General features: G+C 73.5%; 12 protein-coding genes. 5 read left to right on the top strand and 7 right to left on the bottom strand.

All coding sequences use genetic code 11. The annotated features are described in order from the left end of the window. Positions 1-76: 76 nt before the first annotated feature. The 7 genes from AB0J10_RS29935 to AB0J10_RS29905 all read right to left on the bottom strand — a co-directional run bounded on the left by AB0J10_RS29935 (position 77) and on the right by AB0J10_RS29905 (position 8894). Positions 77-874 carry a CoA ester lyase gene (locus AB0J10_RS29935; RefSeq protein ID WP_363065914.1) on the bottom strand — a complete coding sequence of 266 codons (798 nt, stop codon included), beginning with the start codon at positions 872-874 and terminating at the stop codon, positions 77-79. After that, on the bottom strand, positions 871-2121 hold the full coding sequence (locus AB0J10_RS29930; RefSeq protein WP_363065912.1) for a CoA transferase: 1251 nt from the start codon (positions 2119-2121) through the stop codon (positions 871-873). The genes AB0J10_RS29935 and AB0J10_RS29930 overlap by 4 nt, the downstream gene beginning before the upstream one ends. 112 nt (positions 2122-2233) lie before the next feature. Next, complete coding sequence (rbsK, locus tag AB0J10_RS29925; protein ID WP_363065910.1) at positions 2234-3142, bottom strand: ribokinase; 909 nt, start codon at positions 3140-3142, stop codon at positions 2234-2236. Further along, the gene (locus AB0J10_RS29920; protein WP_363065908.1) at positions 3139-4572 is read right to left on the bottom strand and encodes an ADP-ribosylglycohydrolase family protein; all 1434 of its coding nucleotides are present in this window, start codon (positions 4570-4572) and stop codon (positions 3139-3141) included. The genes rbsK and AB0J10_RS29920 overlap by 4 nt, the downstream gene beginning before the upstream one ends. Continuing rightward, positions 4569-5735 (bottom strand): ADP-ribosylglycohydrolase family protein, encoded by a 1167-nt coding sequence (locus AB0J10_RS29915; protein ID WP_363065906.1) that lies wholly within the window; start codon positions 5733-5735, stop codon positions 4569-4571. The genes AB0J10_RS29920 and AB0J10_RS29915 overlap by 4 nt, the downstream gene beginning before the upstream one ends. A 73-nt stretch (positions 5736-5808) precedes the next feature. Then, positions 5809-7056: an ADP-ribosylglycohydrolase family protein gene (locus tag AB0J10_RS29910; RefSeq protein ID WP_363065973.1), complete on the bottom strand. Its 1248-nt coding sequence runs from the start codon at positions 7054-7056 to the stop codon at positions 5809-5811. A gap of 842 nt (positions 7057-7898) precedes the next feature. Then, complete coding sequence (locus AB0J10_RS29905; protein WP_363065904.1) at positions 7899-8894, bottom strand: ADP-ribosylglycohydrolase family protein; 996 nt, start codon at positions 8892-8894, stop codon at positions 7899-7901. A 235-nt stretch (positions 8895-9129) separates the two neighbouring features. Here AB0J10_RS29905 and AB0J10_RS29900 point away from each other — a divergent pair, with 235 nt between their 5' ends. From AB0J10_RS29900 to AB0J10_RS29880, 5 genes are all read left to right on the top strand, one after another. After that, entirely contained in the window at positions 9130-9858 is a 729-nt protein-coding gene (locus AB0J10_RS29900; protein ID WP_363065902.1) for a VIT1/CCC1 transporter family protein, read from the top strand. A 430-nt stretch (positions 9859-10288) separates the two neighbouring features. Then, positions 10289-14881 carry a glutamate synthase large subunit gene (gltB, locus tag AB0J10_RS29895; RefSeq protein WP_363065900.1) on the top strand — a complete coding sequence of 1531 codons (4593 nt, stop codon included), beginning with the start codon at positions 10289-10291 and terminating at the stop codon, positions 14879-14881. After that, positions 14874-16334 (top strand): glutamate synthase subunit beta, encoded by a 1461-nt coding sequence (locus AB0J10_RS29890; protein ID WP_363065898.1) that lies wholly within the window; start codon positions 14874-14876, stop codon positions 16332-16334. Before gltB ends, AB0J10_RS29890 begins: the two co-directional genes overlap by 8 nt. Positions 16335-16636: 302 nt before the next feature. Continuing rightward, complete coding sequence (locus AB0J10_RS29885) at positions 16637-17359, top strand: VWA domain-containing protein (protein ID WP_363065896.1); 723 nt, start codon at positions 16637-16639, stop codon at positions 17357-17359. A gap of 141 nt (positions 17360-17500) precedes the next feature. Further along, on the top strand, positions 17501-17971 hold the full coding sequence (locus tag AB0J10_RS29880) for a pyridoxamine 5'-phosphate oxidase family protein (protein WP_363065894.1): 471 nt from the start codon (positions 17501-17503) through the stop codon (positions 17969-17971). Positions 17972-17988: the final 17 nt, after the last annotated feature.

Below are 17988 nucleotides of genomic sequence, written 5' to 3'. Positions count from 1 at the left end.
CGCTCCCGCAGGGCCGCCCCGCCGTCACCGGCCGGGCGGCCCTGCGGCGTTCGCGGGGCGCCCGGTGCCCCTCCGTTCAGACGCCTTCGCGGCCGGCGAGGGAGAGCGTGCGGTGGGCGGCGGCGACGACCGCCGCGTCCACGAAGCGGCCGTCGGGGAGGGCCAGGGCGCCCGCGTCCGTCGTCGCCGCCTTGACGATCTCCTCGGCCGCCTCGACCTCCTCGGGGCCGGGCAGATAGGCGCGCTCGATCACCGGGAGCTGCCGGGGGTGGATGGCGGCCCGGCCGAGGAAGCCCAGGGAACGCCCGTGGGCGCAGGAGGCCGCCAGCCCGTCCAGGTCGCGGATGTCGGGGAACACCGACTGGGTCGGTGGCGGCAGCCCCGCCGCGCGGGCGGCGACGACGACGCGGCTGCGCGGCCAGTCCAGTCCGGTGTCGTTCCGCACGCCCAGGTCCGCCCGGAGATCCGCCTCACCGAGCGCGATACCGCGCACCGCGGGGTCGGCGGTTGCGATGGCGTAGGCGTGCTCCACGCCGCCGGCGGACTCCAGCAGCGCGTAGAGCCCCTTCCCGGGGGCCAGCTTCGCCGGGACCCGGATGTCGGAGGCGTGCGTCACCTTGGGGATGCGCAGTGCCGCCAGGCCCGGCAGCGGGGCCAGGGGGGCGATGTCGCGTTCCGCGTGGATGCGGACGTGGACCGGCACGGGCTGGGGGGAGGAGAGCAGTTCGACGGTGGCCGCGAGCGCGTAGGCCTTGCGGTGCGGCGCGACGGCGTCCTCGAGGTCGACGATCACGATGTCGGCGCCTGTGGAGAGCGCCTTCTGAACCACCTCGGGGCGGTCCCCGGGGACGTACAGCCAGGTCAGCGGGGTCATAGCGCGCCCTCGCCGCGGAGAGCGGCGATCCGGCCCGGGGTGAGCCCGAGTTCGCCCAGGACGGTGTCGGTGTCCGCGCCGTGCGGCCGGCCGGCCCAGCGGATGCCACCGGGGGTCTCGGAGAGCCGGAAGAGGATGTTCTGCATCCGGATCGGGCCTAGTTCCGGATCGGGCACCTCGGTGACGCTGTCCAGCGCCCGGTACTGGGGGTCCTCCATGACGTCCCGCACGTCGTAGACGGGGGCGACCGCGGCCTCGGCCTTGTCGAAGGCGGCGATGACCTCGTCCCGGGTGTGGCGGGCGATCCAGGCGCCCACCGCCTCGTCGAGCACGTCGGCGTGCTCGGCCCGTCCGCTGCCCGAGGAGAACCACGGCTCGGAGACCAGCTCCGGACGGCCGACGAGCCGCATCACGCGTTCGGCCACGGACTGCGCGGAGGTGGAGACGGCGAGCCAGGAGCCGTCGGCCGCCCGGTAGGTGTTGCGCGGGGCGTTGTTGCGGGACCGGTTGCCGGTGCGCGGCTGGACGTAGCCGAGCTGGTCGTACCAGATGGGCTGCGGCCCGAGCACGGTGAGGATGGGCTCGATGATGGCCATGTCGACGACCTGGCCGCGGCCGGTGGAGGCTCGCGCGGTGAGCGCGGTCATGACGGCGTAGGAGGTGGCGAGGGCCGCGATGGAGTCGGCGAGGCCGAAGGGCGGCAGTGTGGGCGGGCCGTCCGGCTCGCCGGTGATCGCGGCGAACCCGCTCATGGCCTCGGCGAGGGTGCCGAAGCCGGGCCGGTGGCAGTACGGGCCGAACTGACCGAAGCCGGTGACCCTGGCCAGCACCAGCCGCGGGTTGGCGGCGCTCAGTTCCTCCCAGCCCAACCGCCACCGTTCCAGCGTGCCGGGGCGGAAGTTCTCGATCACGACGTCCGCGGTGGGGGCGAGCCTCAGAAAGGTCTCGCGCCCGCCGGACGTCGACAGGTCGAGCGTGATGGTCCGCTTGTTGCGGCCGAGCAGCTTCCACCACAGCCCGACGCCGTCCTTCCCGGGTCCGTGGCCCCGTGAAGGGTCGGGTCTGCGAGGATGCTCGACCTTGATCACATCGGCGCCGAAGTCGCCGAGCATCGTCGCGGCGAGCGGCCCGGCGAAGAGGGTGGCGAGATCGAGGACGCGCAGCCCGGCGAGCGGCCCGCCCGTGGCGGGCGCCCCGACCGGGGGGGACTGGCGGGCGCCGACACCGTCGGCGTCGGATTCGTGCATGGGGGCTCCTTGCAGGTCTCCTGCGGGTGTGCGTGAGGAAGCGACGGGGCGCGGGGTTCGGCCGCCAAGCGCGCGGGGGGCGACGCGTCCGGGGCGGGCGGACCGCACCGGCTCAGCCGTCCCTGGCGCCCTCCAGCCGCCCGGCGTCGATCTCCGGGCGGTACGGCATGGACGTCGAGGCGCCGGGGCGCCCGACGGACAGCGCGGCCGCGGTGGACGCCCACGCCATCGCCTCGGCCATCGGACGGCCCTCGACCAGCGCCACGGCGAGGACGCCGACGAAGGTGTCACCCGCGCCCGTCGTGTCGACGGCACGCACCCGGGGCGCCGGGACCGCGACGATCCCGGCGTCACGGGAGGCATGGAGGCTGCCCGCCGAGCCGAGGGTGATCACCACCTCCGGCACCTCCCGGAGCAGCGCCTCGGCCGCCGCTCGGGGGTCGGCGATTCCGGTGAGCAGAGCGGCCTCGTGCTCGTTGGGCACCAGCAGGTCGGTGACCGCCAGCAGCTCGGGCGGCAGGGGCCGGGCAGGAGCGGGGGTGAGGACGGTCCGTACACGGTGCCGATGGGCGGCCTCGGCGCCCGCGACCACTCCGGCGAGGGGCAGTTCGAGCTGGAGCAGCAGCGCGTCCGCGGCGCCGATGAGGGTCTCGTCGCCGGGTGTGAGGTGGTCCACGGTCCCGTTGGCGCCGGGGACGACGACGATCGCGTTGCCGCCCTCGTCGTCCACCACGATGTGCGCGGTCCCGGACGGCCCTTCCGCGGTGCGCAGCAGATCGGTGTCGACCGCGGAGTGTTCGAGCGTCTCCCGCAGCACGGCGCCGAAGCCGTCCGTGCCGACGGCGCCGATCATCGCCACGTCGCCACCGGCACGGGCGGCGGCGACGGCCTGGTTGGCGCCCTTGCCGCCGGGAACGGTGCGGAACTCCCGGCCCGCCACGGTCTCTCCGCGCAGTGGAGCCCTCGGGACGTGGACCACGAGGTCCATGTTGGTGCTGCCGAGCACGACGATGCCGGTCATGGGTGCGGGTCCTCCCGGAGAGTGGTGCGGTCGCACGTGAGGCGGGCGAGCGAGTCGAAGCCGATGCCGTCGAACCCGCCGACCGTGGTGGCGAGACGGTTCTTGAGCGGGGCGGTCCAGCGCTCGGGCAGCCGGTCGGGGCGCCCGGCGAGCAGCCCGGCCAGCGAACCGGCGGTGGCGCCGTTGGAGTCCGTGTCCCAGCCGCCCGACACGGCACGGCAGACGGAACCGGTGAAGTCGCCGTCCGCATGGGTGAGCGCGGCGGCGAGCAGAGCGGCGTTGGGGACGACGTGCACCCAGTGGTAGGCACCGTGTGCGGCGTGCAGCCGGTCCACGACGGTGTCGAAGTCGCCGTGCGCGGCGGCGGTGGCGATCGCGTGCCGCACGGCCCGCGCGAGCCGCGAACGGGGCGGGACGACTCGGAGCCCCTCGCGCAGGCACGCATGCACGTCGGTACCGCCGCCGGCCGCTACGGCGAGCGCGGCCGCGACGAACATGGCCCCGTACACGCCGTTCGCGGTGTGGGTGAGCACCGCGTCGCGGTGGGCCTGTTCGGCCGCGGCGGCCGGGTCGCCCGGGTGGGTCCAGCCGTGGACGTCTGCGCGGATCACGGCGCCGATCCACTCCCGGAAGGGGTTGTGCCGGGTCGCGGTCTCCGGCGGCTCCACGCCGTGGAGGAGATTGCGGTACGCGACCCGCTCGGCGGTGAAGGTACGGCCTGCGGGGAGTTCGTCCAGCCAGAGCCGGGCCACGTCGGCGGTGCCGAAGTCCTGTCCGTACCGCTGGAGGAGGAGCAGGTTCAGCAGCGGGTAGTCGAGGTCGTCGTCCTCGGGCATGCCGTCGATGTTCTCGGCGAGCGAGGTGGTGGCGGAGCGGCGGTTCCAGGGGTGGGCGGCAAGCAGCCGCGGAGGCACGCCCTCGGCGGTGAACCAGGTCGACAGCGGCCAGTTGCCGGTCGCGCGGGCGAGTGCGCGGATGGCGTGCAGGGGGAGCTTCTCCACGGGCTTGCCGAGCAGACAGCCGGCCGCCCGGCCGAGCCAGGCGGCGTGCAGCCGCTGCTCCAGTGGCCCGTCCCGTCCGCGCCGGGGCGCGCCTCGTGGCCGGCCGACCGTGCCTCCCCCGCTCTCCTCCCGCGAACCGGACGTGGGCCAGTCGGGGCACGCGGCCCGGATGGCCGGCAGGTCCGTCGGCTCGCGGTCGGCGAACGGAGCGGGGAGCGCGTCCAGTTCGTCCAGCAGCCGGGTCGCCAGCCTGCGCAGCCGGGGGTCGGCGGGCCGGGGCGAGGCGCCCGCGGCCCAGGGCGCCGGGGCGCCGCCCGCGGTACGCCAGCGGAGCGCGGCCGCAGCGGCGTCGCGGCCGTCCTCGGCGGCCTGGCGGAGCTCGTGGCCGACCAGGTCCTCGGGCTGGACCCAGGTGAGCCGGAGGCTCACCGGGCGTCCGTCAGTTCGGCGAAGGCGGCCTCGTGCGCCCGGCGGCGGCGGGTGTCGCGGGCGAAGATCTCGCGGGCGACCTCCGTGAGCGTGCGGGCCGGGGCGTGCAGATCGAGGCGGCTGGCCTCGGCGACGGTCTTGACCCACTCGGCCGGGATCGGCTCCCCGCCGTACAACGCGCCCGCGATCGCGCCGGCCATCGTGGCGATCGAATCGCAGTCCCGGCCGTAGTTGACGCAGCCCAGCACGGTCCTGCGGTAGTCGCCGTCACCGATGAGCAGCATGCCCAGCGCGATGGGGAGTTCCTCCACGGAGTGCAGCCGGGAGGGGCGGCGGGCGGCGAGGGACGGGGCGCGGTAGTCGGGCCCGACGCTGTCGAAGGGGGCGACGGCCTCGCGGAGTGGACGGAGCGCGGGCTCGAAGTCGCTGTACCGGCGGGCGACTTCGGCCACCGCCTCGATCGCGGAGCGGGTGCCGTCCTTGGCGAGGGACAGCGAGGCCTCGACGACGGTCTCCGGGCCGGCGCCGGGCGTGCAGGCGGCGGCGACCGCGGCGGCGAGGACGCCCGCGGCCTCCCGCCCGTAGGAGGACTGGTGGGCGCCCGCCACGTCCAGGGCCTCCGCGTAGGCGGCGGCCGGGGCGGCGGCGTTGACCAGGCCGACGGGGGCCATGTACATGGCCGCACCGCAGTTGACGATGTTCCCGGTGCCGGCCTCGCGGGGGTCGACATGGCCGTAGTGCAGCCGCGCCGCGAGCCATTTCTCGGCGAGGAACACCCGTTGCAGGGGCAGGGCCTCGGCCTCCAGCTCGGGAATCCAGCGCGGGGTGGAGACGAGGTCGGGCACGAGGTGGTCGGCGACGGCGTACGCGTCGAGGTGGTCCCGGACCGTGGCGTAGACCCGGACCAGCGCGTGCGTCATCAGGGTGTCGTCAGTGACGTGTCCGTCGCCCTTGTGGTACGGCGCGATGGGGCGGGCGGTGCGCCAGTCGGCGCCGTGCCAGGGGCCGACGACGCCCCGGACGCGGCCGCCGTGGCGCTCCACGATCTGCTCCGGCGTGTAGCCCTCGACCGGCCCGCCGAGAGCGTCGCCCACCGCCGCGCCGACGAGGGAGCCCGTGATGCGGTCGTCGAGCGTCGCGACCGGGTGCGCTGAGAGTGTCATGTCGGAATTGTCCACCCGGGGTGGGTGCGGGCGGGGCAGGCCGCGTCGGGGATTCGCGCACGGTACAGGCGAGTTACGGGCCCGCGGTCCGGTCGGCGCCGTGCAGGCGGGCGGCCGGGGACGAAAGGGGTGCCGCGCCCGGCGGTGCGGTGGACGGCGGGGTGTGCGGCGCGCCCGCGGAACTGTCCGGGGGGCGGACCCCACGGGCGAGCCGTCCCGCGAGTTCGACGAGATCCGTACCGGCGAGACGGGGGAGGGCGCAGCCGGCCAGGATACGGCAGGCGTCCCGCCACGCCGCGGGCACGGCCGTGCCGCCGCAGATGGCCCCGGACAGCGCACCGGCCAGGGCGGGCGCCGAGTCGGCCACGCGCGACAGGCACGCGGCGGCCGGCAGGGCCCCGCCCACCCCGCCGCGCGCCGCCGTCACCAGGGCGAGGGCGACGGGCACGGTCTCGGCGGCGGCGATGCCGTAGCTGTAGACGTGGTCGACGATCTGGTGTTCCAGCAGGGGCACGAGGGAGAAGGCGTCCTCCGCGTCGCGGGCGAGTGCGAGGGCGTGCCGGGCGTTGCGGCCGATCTCGGTGGCCGCGGGGAGTTCGGCCAGGGCGGCGCCGACGGCCGCGTCCACCCGTGCGCCGCCGAGCGCCGCGGCGACGGCGGCCGCCATGGCACGGGCGCCGTGCACCCCGTCGCCGTCCTGGGTGTACCGGGCGTCGAACTCGGCGAGGTCGGCGGCGTTCCGCGGATCACCGGGGTGGACGACGGCGAGCACCGCGGCCCGGACGCAGGCGGCGTCGTCGAAGTAGTGCGGGTTGTCGTGGCCGGTGGCGGGCGGGCGCAGCCCGGTCGCGAGATTGCCGAGTCCCGCGCGCACGGAGATCCGGGCCCGGAGTGGCGGCACGGCCGCCTCGACCTCGGGGGCGCGGGCCTCGGCCGCGGCGATCTTTCCGGCCAGGGAGTTCCAGGCGGCGTCGACGGCCGCGCGCATGCGGCGGCAGGGGTCGAGTCCGTCGAACCGCTCACCGGCGGAGGCGAGGACGGTCTCGGCGGTGAAGGCGGCCCACTCGGCGTCGTCGGACGGGCCCAGGCGTAGTGGTTCCGGGGGCTGGTTCAGGGCGATGGGAACCGGGAGCGTGGTCGTGGCGTTCTGCTCGGCGAACGTGTCCAGCTCACGGGTGAGGCGCCGGGTCCACTCCGGCATCCGCGCGGCCCGGTGCCGGGCGGCGGGCCATCCGGCGGCGTCTCCGGCGGCGAGGCCCAGCAGCAGCCCCTCGATCCGTGCGCGGTACGCGTCGTCGGAGGGGGGAGTGGTGCGCCCCAGGGAGCCGGGGGCCTCGCCGGGGCGGACCGCGGCCCGGTGCGGCCAGGAGGAGTAGCCCCACCCCGAGACGGGACCGCCGGCACCGGTCCCGGCATCGTGGGCGTCCTGCGGCCGGGCCCGACGGGCGGCCCGGCCGCCGTCCGCGGCCGTGCCGCCCGCCCGGCCGCCCGGTGCCGAGTGCCGCCGCGGCGGGTCCGCCCCGTGCCCCGGCCGTCCTGCCGGGCGGGAGTGTTCCGCATTTCCCGGGCGCTGCCGTGCCGCGTGGTCCGCACCCGGGGGACCGGCCGAGGGCCCGCCCGCCGGGCGGGGACCGTGCCGTGCCGCGCCCCGGTCCGCCGGACCGGTGCCCGCCGGCGTCCCGGGCGCCCCGCGGTGTCGCTCGGCCGGCTCCGTGTCCCCGTGGTGTGGTTGCCCCTCGCGGTGGTGTGGTTGCCCCTCGCGCTCGCGGTGTCGCTCGGCCGGGTCCGTGTCCCCGTGGTGTGGTTGCCCCTCGCCTTCGCCGTACGCACCCGCACCTTCCGCGTCCCCGCCCTGCCGGCGCTCGCCGTACGCACCCGCACCTTCGCCGCCCCCGCCGTGCCCTTCCACTGCACCCTCGCCGTACCGAGCCTCCACCCGGCAGCCGTCCTCGCCCTGCCGACGCTCGACCTCGCCCATCTCGCCGTGGCGGTCGTGCCCCACCGCGTCCTCCCCGGCGCCGACCGGTCCGGGGCTCGGGGCCGGCGCTCCCTCACCGCGGTCCTCGTCGGAGGTGCCCGACGGGTCCGACGTCAGGTCCGGAGGGGAGTCCGGGGTGTCGGGGGCGGGGTGGTCCGGGGCCGCCGGGTCGAGGGGGCGGGGGGTCATGACAGGGCCTCGGACTCGTCGTACGGAGTGAGCAGGTCCGCGATCTCCAGGACGTGGTGGCCGCGCATCGAGGGGAGGCAACTGCCGCGGACGGGGCCGATCGCGGCGGCCCAGTCCGGCGGGATGGCGGAGGCGCCCGACATCGCGCCGGCCAGCGCGCCCGCGACCGCCGCGGTGGTGTCGGCGTCGCGGCCCATGTTCACCGCGGTCAGCACCGACGTGCGGAAGTCGCCGCGGGCCGCCGCGAACGCCCCGAAGGCGAGGCCGACGGCCTCGGGAGCCAGGTCGGTCCACGGGTAGCCGCCCACGACGACGGCGGAGCGGACCGTCCGTTCGCGGCCGAGCGGATCCGTCCCGGCGCGTTCCGCCGCGACGACCGCCCGGCGCATGGAGCGCGAGGTCCAGGAGTCGAGGGGGACGACGGACAGGGCCGCGCCGATCACTCCCGCCGGGCCGGCCCCGGCCATCGCCGCGGCCACCCCCGCCGCCACCGCCTGCCCGCCGTAGATGCCCTCGCCGTCATGGCTCACGCAGCCGTCGACGGCCACCAGCCGCGCGGCCTCGTCGGGTCGGCCCGCGGCGAACACGCCGAAGGGTGCCGCCCGCATCGCGAGCCCGTCGCTCCAGGCGTGCCGGTGCTGCGCGGTGATGGGCGCCGCCAGTCCCCGGCGCAGGTTCTCCAGCGTGCCGCGTTCGCTGAAGCCGGCGCCGCGGAACGGCCCCTCGTCCAGATCGGCGATCCAGTGGTGCCACGCCTTCTCGACGTGGGCCACGGTCAGCGCCGACCCGTGCCGGGCGAGCAGCAGCCCCGAGAAGATCGCGTACTCCGTGTCGTCCGTGCCGGCGGGGCTGTCGGTCACGAAGCCCTCGATACGGCCCCAGCGGCGGCGGATCTCGGACGGCCGCATGTTCTCCGCCGGTGCGCCGAGGGCGTCGCCCACCGCGAGTCCCAGAAGCGCGCCGCGGGCCCGATCGCATGCAATCCAGTCCACCGCGCCACTCCTTCGCACCCCCCTCGGGCCTGTTCCCCGATCTGTCCCCCGCGGGGCGCCGGGTGGGGGCGCGCGGGACATCGGTTCATGCATCCGGCCCAACGGCGGAGCGCACCTCCCCGGTCAGGTAAGTAAAGCCTGCCTTGCTGGCGCGCCCCTTACGTCGCGCGTACTTTCGAGAGCGGGAAAAGGGGCGGGACGCGGACGCGGACCGCTCGGGTTCGAGGGGAGAGCTGTGTCCATCATCGAGACCGAGGCGACGCTTCACGAGGCGCACCGCGACAATCACACGCACCGGGACGTCAGCGGCGGCTGGCTGCGTCCCGCGGTGTTCGGCGCGATGGACGGGCTCGTTTCCAACCTCGCCCTGATGACCGGGGTCGCCGGCGGCTCGGCCTCCCCGCAGACCATCGTGATCACGGGCTTCGCCGGTCTCGCGGCCGGCGCCTTCTCGATGGCCGCCGGCGAGTACACCTCGGTCGCCTCGCAGCGCGAGCTCGTCCAGGCGGAGCTGGACGTCGAGCGGCGTGAGCTGCGCAAGCACCCGGTCGACGAGATGGAGGAGCTGGCAGCGCTGTACGTGGCCCGCGGAGTCGAGCCCCGGCTGGCCCGCGAGGTGGCCATCCAGCTGTCCAAGGACCCCGAGCAGGCTCTGGAGATCCACGCCCGCGAGGAGCTGGGCATCGACCCGGACGAGTTGCCCTCGCCGGCGCTCGCCGCCGTCTCGTCGTTCGGTTCGTTCGCCCTGGGTGCGCTGCTGCCGGTCCTGCCGTACCTGCTGGGGGCCACCTCGCTGTGGCCCGCGGTGCTGCTGGCGCTCCTGGGGCTGTTCGGCTGCGGCGCGCTGGTGTCCAGGGTGACCGCCCGCGGCTGGTGGTTCAGCGGGGTGCGGCAGCTGGCCCTGGGCGGCGCCGCGGCAGCGGTGACGTACGGGATCGGAAGCCTGGTCGGCGCCGCGGTGTAGGGCGTGGCGCGGGTGCGGGGCGGGGTGCCGGGAACGGCGTCGTCACAGCCTCCGGGGAGTCCTCCCGAGGCTGTGACCTATGTCCTGCTGCCCTATCGGCCCGTGAGGTGCGACACTTGTTCTTGGCCTCACATCATGAGCCGTTACCCGGCGGTTTCGAATCGTTAACCGCTGGGCATGAGCCACACGCGCTGTGGGCAACGAAGCCTGCTCAGCATCCCGGGTCCGTGGACGCCGATCCCGAACCGATCTGTCCGCACCCGCCCCCACCTGCGCCGCTATCAGATCCTCATAGCGCGGTGTCCGCATGTTGGAATGGGGTATCCGCTTCCCGAGAACCACTCCATCATGTAACCTGCACGAAATTTCAGCGGAGGGCCAACGTCGTCCCTCGGCACCGCCATATGCCACGACGACGACGGGAGAGCCGATGCGTTCCGACGCCTGGTCGCCCATGGACGGTCGCCCCGCTCCGCAGGGGATGTACGACCCCCGTAACGAACACGACGCCTGCGGTGTCGGGTTCGTGGCCACCCTCACCGGTGTTGCCAGCCATGAGCTGGTCGAGCAGGCGTTGACCGTTCTGCGCAACCTCGAGCACCGCGGCGCCACCGGCTCCGAGCCCGACTCCGGCGACGGGGCCGGCATCCTGCTCCAGGTGCCCGACGCCTTCCTGCGCGAGGTCGCCGGATTCGAGCTTCCCGAGGCCGGTTCGTACGCCGTCGGCATCGCCTTCGTCCCCCGGGGTGACGAGGACGAGGCCGTCTCACGGATCGAGACGATCGCCGCCGAAGAGGGTCTCGCCGTCCTCGGCTGGCGGGACGTCCCCGTCGCACCCGAGCTGCTGGGCGCCACCGCCCGTTCGACGATGCCCGCCTTCCGCCAGCTCTTCGTGAGCGGGGAGACCTCCCGGGCCGAAGGCTCCGCGGGAGGCGAGAAGATCAGCGGCATCGCCCTCGACCGCAAGGCGTTCGTGCTGCGCAAGCGCGCCGAGCGCGAGGCGGGCGTGTACTTCCCGTCGCTCTCGGCCCGCACCATCGTCTACAAGGGCATGCTGACCACCGGCCAGCTGGAGCCCTTCTTCCCCGACCTCTCGGACCGCCGTCTCGCCACCGCCGTGGCACTGGTCCACTCGCGCTTCTCCACGAACACGTTCCCGAGCTGGCCGCTCGCCCACCCGTACCGCTTCGTGGCGCACAACGGTGAGATCAACACCGTCAAGGGCAACCGCAACTGGATGCGGGCCCGTGAGTCGCAGCTGGTCAGCGAGCTGTTCGGAGACAGGGACCTGGACCGGATCTTCCCGGTCTGCACCCCGGACGCCTCCGACTCCGCCTCCTTCGACGAGGTCCTGGAACTGCTCCACCTCGGCGGCCGCTCGCTGCCCCACAGCGTGCTGATGATGGTCCCCGAGGCGTGGGAGAACCACGACTCCATGGACCCCGCCCGGCGCGCCTTCTACCAGTACCACTCCACGATGATGGAGCCGTGGGACGGACCGGCCTGCGTCACCTTCACCGACGGCACCCAGGTCGGCGCGGTCCTCGACCGCAACGGCCTGCGCCCCGGCCGCTACTGGGTCACCGACGACGGCCTCGTCGTGCTCTCCTCCGAGGTCGGCGTCCTGGACATCGACCCGGCCAAGGTCGTCCGCAAGGGCCGCCTCCAGCCGGGCCGGATGTTCCTCGTCGACACCGCCGAGCACCGCATCATCGAGGACGACGAGATCAAGGCGTCGCTGGCCGCCGAGCACCCCTACGAGGAATGGCTCGAGGCCGGGATTATCGAGCTCGGCGACCTGCCCGAGCGCGAGCACATCGTGCACACCCACGCCTCGGTCACCCGCCGCCAGCAGACCTTCGGCTACACCGAGGAGGAACTGCGCGTCCTGCTCGCGCCGATGGCCCGCACCGGCGCCGAGCCGATCGGCTCCATGGGCACCGACTCGCCGATCGCGGCCCTCTCCGAGCGCCCGCGGCTGCTGTTCGACTACTTCACCCAGCTGTTCGCGCAGGTCACCAACCCGCCGCTGGACGCCATCCGCGAGGAACTGGTCACCTCGCTGCTCTCCTCGCTCGGACCGCAGGGCAACCTGCTTGAGCCGACCGCGGCGTCCTGCCGCTCGGTCACCCTGCCGTTCCCGGTGATCGACAACGACGAGCTGGCCAAGCTCATCCACATCAACGCCGACGGCGACATGCCCGGCATGAAGGCCGTCACGCTGTCCGGTCTCTACCGGGTCTCCGGCGGAGGCGACGCCCTCGCCGCCCGGCTGGACGAGGTCTGCGCCGAGGCCGACGCCGCCATCGAGGGCGGCGCCCGGCTGATCGTGCTCTCCGACCGGCACTCCGACGCCGAGCACGCGCCGATCCCGTCGCTGCTGCTCACCTCCGCCGTCCACCACCACCTCATCCGCACCAAGCAGCGCACCCAGGTGGGCCTGCTGGTCGAGGCCGGCGACGTCCGCGAGGTGCACCACGTCGCGCTGCTCATCGGCTACGGCGCCGCCGCGGTCAACCCGTACCTGGCGATGGAGTCCGTGGAGGACCTGCTGCGGGCCGGTACCTTCATCGAGGGCCTGGAGCCCGAGCAGGCGATCCGCAACCTGATCAAGGCCCTCGGCAAGGGCGTCCTCAAGGTCATGTCCAAGATGGGCATCTCGACCGTCGCCTCCTACCGCGGCGCCCAGGTCTTCGAGGCCGTCGGTCTCGACGACGTCTTCGTCGCCAAGTACTTCGACGGCACCGCCACCAAGATCGGCGGGGCCGGGCTCGACGTCGTCGCCGAGGAGGTCGCCGCCCGGCACGCCAAGGCGTACCCGGCCAGCGGCATCGCGCCGGCGCACCGCGCGCTGGAGATCGGCGGCGAGTACCAGTGGCGCCGCGAGGGCGAGCCGCACCTGTTCGACCCGGAGACCGTCTTCCGCCTGCAGCACGCCACGCGCACCAAGCGGTACGACATCTTCAAGCAGTACACGGGCCGGGTGAACGAGCAGTCCGAGCGCCTGATGACGCTCCGCGGCCTGTTCGGCTTCAAGTCCGGCCGCCCGTCGATCCCCGTCGAGGAGGTCGAGCCGGTCAGCGAGATCGTCAGGCGCTTCTCCACCGGCGCCATGTCGTACGGCTCCATCTCCAAGGAGGCGCACGAAACCCTCGCCATCGCCATGAACCAGCTGGGCGGCAAGTCCAACACCGGCGAGGGAGGCGAGGACCCGGACCGCCTGTACGACCCGGCGCGCCGCTCCAGCATCAAGCAGGTCGCCTCCGGCCGCTTCGGCGTGACCTCCGAGTACCTGGTCAACGCGGACGACATCCAGATCAAGATGGCCCAGGGAGCCAAGCCCGGCGAGGGCGGCCAGCTGCCCGGGCCCAAGGTCTACCCGTGGGTCGCCAAGACCCGGCACTCCACCCCGGGGGTCGGCCTGATCTCCCCGCCGCCGCACCACGACATCTATTCGATCGAGGACCTGGCGCAGCTGATCCACGACCTGAAGAACGCCAACCCGGCCGCCCGCATCCACGTGAAGCTGGTGTCCGAGGTCGGCGTCGGCACGGTCGCCGCGGGCGTCTCCAAGGCCCACGCGGACGTGGTCCTCATCTCCGGCCACGACGGCGGCACCGGCGCATCGCCGCTCACCTCGCTGAAGCACGCGGGCGGCCCCTGGGAGCTCGGCCTTGCCGAGACCCAGCAGACGCTGCTGCTCAACGGCCTCCGCGACCGCATCGTCGTGCAGACCGACGGCCAGTTGAAGACCGGCCGCGACGTCGTCATCGCCGCACTCCTCGGTGCCGAGGAGTTCGGTTTCGCGACCGCCCCGCTCGTCGTCTCCGGCTGCATCATGATGCGCGTCTGCCACCTGGACACCTGCCCGGTCGGCATCGCCACGCAGAACCCGGTCCTGCGCGAGCGCTTCACCGGCAAGGCCGAGTTCGTCGTCAACTTCTTCGAGTTCATCGCCGAGGAGGTGCGCGAGATCCTCGCCGAGCTGGGCTTCCGCACCCTGGACGAGGCCGTCGGCCACGCCGAGCTGCTGGACACCACGCGCGCCGTGAACCACTGGAAGGCCCAGGGGCTCGACCTGGCACCGCTGTTCCACGTGCCCGAGCTGCCCGAGGGCGCCGTCCGCCACCAGCTGGTCGAGCAGGACCACGGCCTGGAGAAGGCCCTGGACAACGAGCTGATCAAGCTGTCCGCGGACGCGCTGGCCGCGGACAGCGCCGAGGAGGCCCAGCCGGTCCGCGCCCAGGTCGCGATCCGGAACATCAACCGGACCGTCGGAACCATGCTCGGCCACGAGGTGACGAAGAAGTTCGGCGGTGCGGGCCTGCCCGACGACACCATCGACATCACCTTCACCGGCTCCGCCGGCCAGTCCTTCGGAGCCTTCCTGCCGCGCGGCGTCACGCTGCGCCTGGAGGGCGACGCCAACGACTACGTCGGCAAGGGCCTCTCCGGCGGCCGGGTCGTCGTCCGCCCCGACCGCGGCGCCGACCACCTGGCCGAGTACTCGACCATCGCGGGCAACACCATCGCCTACGGCGCCACCGGCGGCGAGCTGTTCCTGCGCGGCCGCACCGGCGAGCGCTTCTGCGTCCGCAACTCCGGTGCGCTGGTTGTCTCCGAGGGCGTGGGCGACCACGGCTGCGAGTACATGACGGGCGGCCACGCCGTCGTCCTCGGCGAGACGGGACGAAACTTCGCAGCCGGCATGTCCGGCGGTGTCGCCTACGTCGTCGACCTCGACAAGGACAACGTCAACGCCGGCAACGCGAACGCCGTCGAGACCCCGAGCGAGGCCGACAAGGAGTGGCTGCACGACGTCGTGCGCCGCCACCACGAGGAGACGGGTTCCACCGTGGCCGAGAAGCTCCTCGCCGACTGGCCCGCCGCCGCGGACCGGTTCAGCAAGATCATCCCGACCACGTACAAGGCCGTGCTCGCCGCCAAGGACGCCGCTGAGCTCGCCGGTCTCTCCGAGCGGGAGACCACCGAGAAGATGATGGAGGCGGCGACCCATGGCTGACCCCAAGGGCTTCCTGACCACCGGGCGCGAGGTCGCCGAGACCCGCCCCGTCGCCGAGCGCGTCAAGGACTGGAACGAGGTCTACGTCCCCGGCTCCCTGCTGCCGATCATCAGCAAGCAGGCCGGGCGCTGCATGGACTGCGGCATCCCGTTCTGCCACAACGGCTGCCCGCTCGGGAACCTCATCCCGGAGTGGAACGACTACGCCTACCGCGAGAACTGGCAGGCGGCCAGCGAGCGGCTGCACGCCACGAACAACTTCCCGGAGTTCACCGGACGGCTGTGCCCCGCCCCGTGCGAGTCGGCGTGCGTCCTCGGCATCAGCCAGCCCGCCGTCACCATCAAGAACGTCGAGGTCTCGATCATCGACAAGGCGTGGGACACGGGTGACGTCAAGCCGCAGCCGCCGGAGCGGCTGTCCGGCAGGACCGTCGCGGTGATCGGCTCGGGGCCGGCCGGCCTCGCCGCCGCCCAGCAGCTGACGCGGGCCGGCCACACCGTCGTCGTCTATGAGCGCGCCGACCGCATCGGCGGCCTCCTCCGCTACGGGATTCCCGAGTTCAAGATGGAGAAGCGGCACATCAACCGGCGTATCGAGCAGATGCGCGCGGAGGGCACCAAGTTCCGTACCGGGATCGAGATCGGCCGCGACCTCACGGCGACTGACCTGCGCAAGCGGTTCGACGCGGTGGTCATCGCCGCCGGTGCCACGACCGCGCGGGACCTCCCGGTGCAGGGCCGTGAACTGAACGGCATCCACCAGGCGATGGAGTACCTGCCGCTCTCCAACAAGGTCGTCGAGGGCGACTTCGTGACCCCGCCGATCACCGCCGAGGGCAAGCACGTCGTCGTCATCGGCGGCGGCGACACCGGCGCCGACTGCGTCGGTACCGCCCACCGCCAGGGCGCGGCGTCCGTCACCCAGCTGGAGATCATGCCCCGGCCGGGCGAGGAGCGCAGCGCCGGCCAGCCGTGGCCGACGTTCCCGATGCTCTACAAGGTGACGTCCGCGCACGAGGAGGGCGGCGAGCGGGTCTACTCCGTCTCCACCACCCACTTCGAGGGCGACGCGGACGGCAACGTCCAGTCCCTGCACCTCGTCGAGGTCGAGTTCGTCGACGGCAGGCCGGCCCCGAAGCCCGGCACGGAGCGGGTCATCCCGGCCCAGCTGGTCACCCTCGCCATGGGCTTCACCGGCACCGACGTCGAGAACGGCCTGGTCACCCAGTTCGGCCTGGCCCTGGACGAGCGCGGCAACATCGCGCGCGACGCGGACTTCGCCACCAACATCGACGGCGTCTACGTCGCCGGCGACGCGGGACGCGGCCAGTCGCTGATCGTCTGGGCCATCGCCGAGGGCCGCTCCGCTGCCCGCGGAGTGGACCGCTACCTCACGGGCGCGAGCGAACTGCCCGCCCCGATCCGCCCGACGGACCGGGCCCTGACGGTCTGATCCGGCGAGTCCACCATCAGGACCGTATGCTGACGGTCCCTCATATACGTCCCGTACAAAGGCGTACGGAACAGACGCGGCGCCTGCCCCCGTCCCCGACCGGATGATGGGCGGGCGCCGCGGCGTCTTCCGCGGTGACGGTACGCGGTCGTAGCCTCGCGCCCCGCTCACCCGGTGGCGTGTGCGCGGACCCCGCCCCGGATTCCGGGCATTCGCCCCTGGGCGTCCCGGTTCCGCGCGTAGTCTCACGGCACGGGCGCGGCCCAGCGGCACCCGAGAGCCCGGCGAACGGAGACATGTCCATGGCGGCGATCAGCCTGCGCAAGATCGAGGAGACCGCTCCGGCGCTCGTCAGCCTCTACAAGTCCGCGGCGGTGTCGCTGGCGAAGCACGGGCTGAGCGACCGGCGCGCGGCGGTCTATCTGGTGCTCGACCACTCCGGTTCGATGAGGCCGTACTACGGGGACGGCAGCGTCCAGGCCCTCGCGGACCGGGTCCTCGGGCTATCGGCCAATCTGGACGACGACGGGCGCGTCCCCGTCGTCGTCTTCTCCACGGACATCGACGCCGAGACCGACATCGAACTCGCCGACCACGAGGGCCGGATAGACCGGATCGTGGCCGGCCTCGGTCACATGGGCAGGACCAACTACCACCTCGCCATGGACGCGGTCATCGACCACTATCTGGACAGCGGCGCAACCGAGCCGGCACTCGTCGTCTTCCAGACCGACGGCGGCCCCAGCAACCGGGCCGCTGCGGAACGCTATGTGTGCAAGGCGGCCAAGCTGCCGATGTTCTGGCAGTTCATCGGCTTCGGCGACCCCGGCAGCCGGCAGTTCGAGTTCCTGCGCAGACTCGACGACCTCGCGGTCCCCGCCAAGCGACCCGTCGACAACGCGGGCTTCTTCCACGCCGGGCAGGACCCGCGGAAGGTCCCGGACGCGGAGCTGTACGACCGCCTGCTGTCCGAGTTCCCGTTGTGGCTGGCGAACGCGCGCGAGCTGGGGATCGTACGCTCCTGACCCCGGTGTCCCCCGGACCCTCCCCGGACCCCGACCGGGGCGGTACGAGCTGGCCGCCGTCGGGGTGATGTGCCGGCCGTCACGGCACCCTGCTCGGGATACCGGACGGCGGATGTCCGGTATTCGGGGTTTCCTGGGCCCATGAGCAACAGCTGGGCAGACTTTCAGGCCGCGGAGCCGGACTTCGCCACGGTGGTGCGGGAGCGCTTCGAGAAGTACAGGCACCATGTCCTCGCGACCCTCCGAAGGGACGGATCGCCACGGCTCAGCGGGCTGGAGGTGACCTTCCGCTCCGGGGAGCTGTGGCTCGGGATGATGCCGGACTCCCGCAAGGCGACGGACCTGCTGCGCGACCCGCGGTTCGCGATCCACGCCAATCCGGGCGCGGACGACTCCATGGCCGACGGGGACGTCCGTGTCGGTGGACGAGCCGTCGAGGTGACCGACGCGGAGGCGAAGGCCCCGTTCCAGTCGGCGACCGAGGCACCGGAGCCGTTCCACCTCTTCCGGGTGGAGCTGACGGAGGTCGTGCGGATCGGGGTCGAGGGCGACGAACTGGTCGTCCGCGTCTGGCGGCCGGGCCGGGACCTGCGAACGGTACGGCGCCGTTGACGACGTTCGTGGTCGGA

This window comes from Streptomyces sp. NPDC049887 (assembly GCF_040656535.1).
In the GTDB taxonomy this organism is placed as follows: domain Bacteria; phylum Actinomycetota; class Actinomycetes; order Streptomycetales; family Streptomycetaceae; genus Streptomyces.
The sequence above is the reverse complement of the archived record's forward strand: the minus strand, read 5'-3'. Positions and strand labels throughout refer to the sequence as shown.

What these genes read in the sequence shown, in the direction of transcription:
- AB0J10_RS29880 (WP_363065894.1), top strand. Translation starts at nt 17,501, where the DNA reads ATGAGCAACAGCTGGGCAGACTTTCAGGCCGCGGAGCCGGACTTCGCC.
- gltB (WP_363065900.1), top strand. Translation starts at nt 10,289, where the DNA reads ATGCGTTCCGACGCCTGGTCGCCCATGGACGGTCGCCCCGCTCCGCAG.
- AB0J10_RS29915 (WP_363065906.1), bottom strand. Translation starts at nt 5,735, where the DNA reads ATGACACTCTCAGCGCACCCGGTCGCGACGCTCGACGACCGCATCACG.
- AB0J10_RS29930 (WP_363065912.1), bottom strand. Translation starts at nt 2,121, where the DNA reads ATGCACGAATCCGACGCCGACGGTGTCGGCGCCCGCCAGTCCCCCCCG.
- AB0J10_RS29890 (WP_363065898.1), top strand. Translation starts at nt 14,874, where the DNA reads ATGGCTGACCCCAAGGGCTTCCTGACCACCGGGCGCGAGGTCGCCGAG.
- AB0J10_RS29885 (WP_363065896.1), top strand. Translation starts at nt 16,637, where the DNA reads ATGGCGGCGATCAGCCTGCGCAAGATCGAGGAGACCGCTCCGGCGCTC.
- AB0J10_RS29935 (WP_363065914.1), bottom strand. Translation starts at nt 874, where the DNA reads ATGACCCCGCTGACCTGGCTGTACGTCCCCGGGGACCGCCCCGAGGTG.
- rbsK (WP_363065910.1), bottom strand. Translation starts at nt 3,142, where the DNA reads ATGACCGGCATCGTCGTGCTCGGCAGCACCAACATGGACCTCGTGGTC.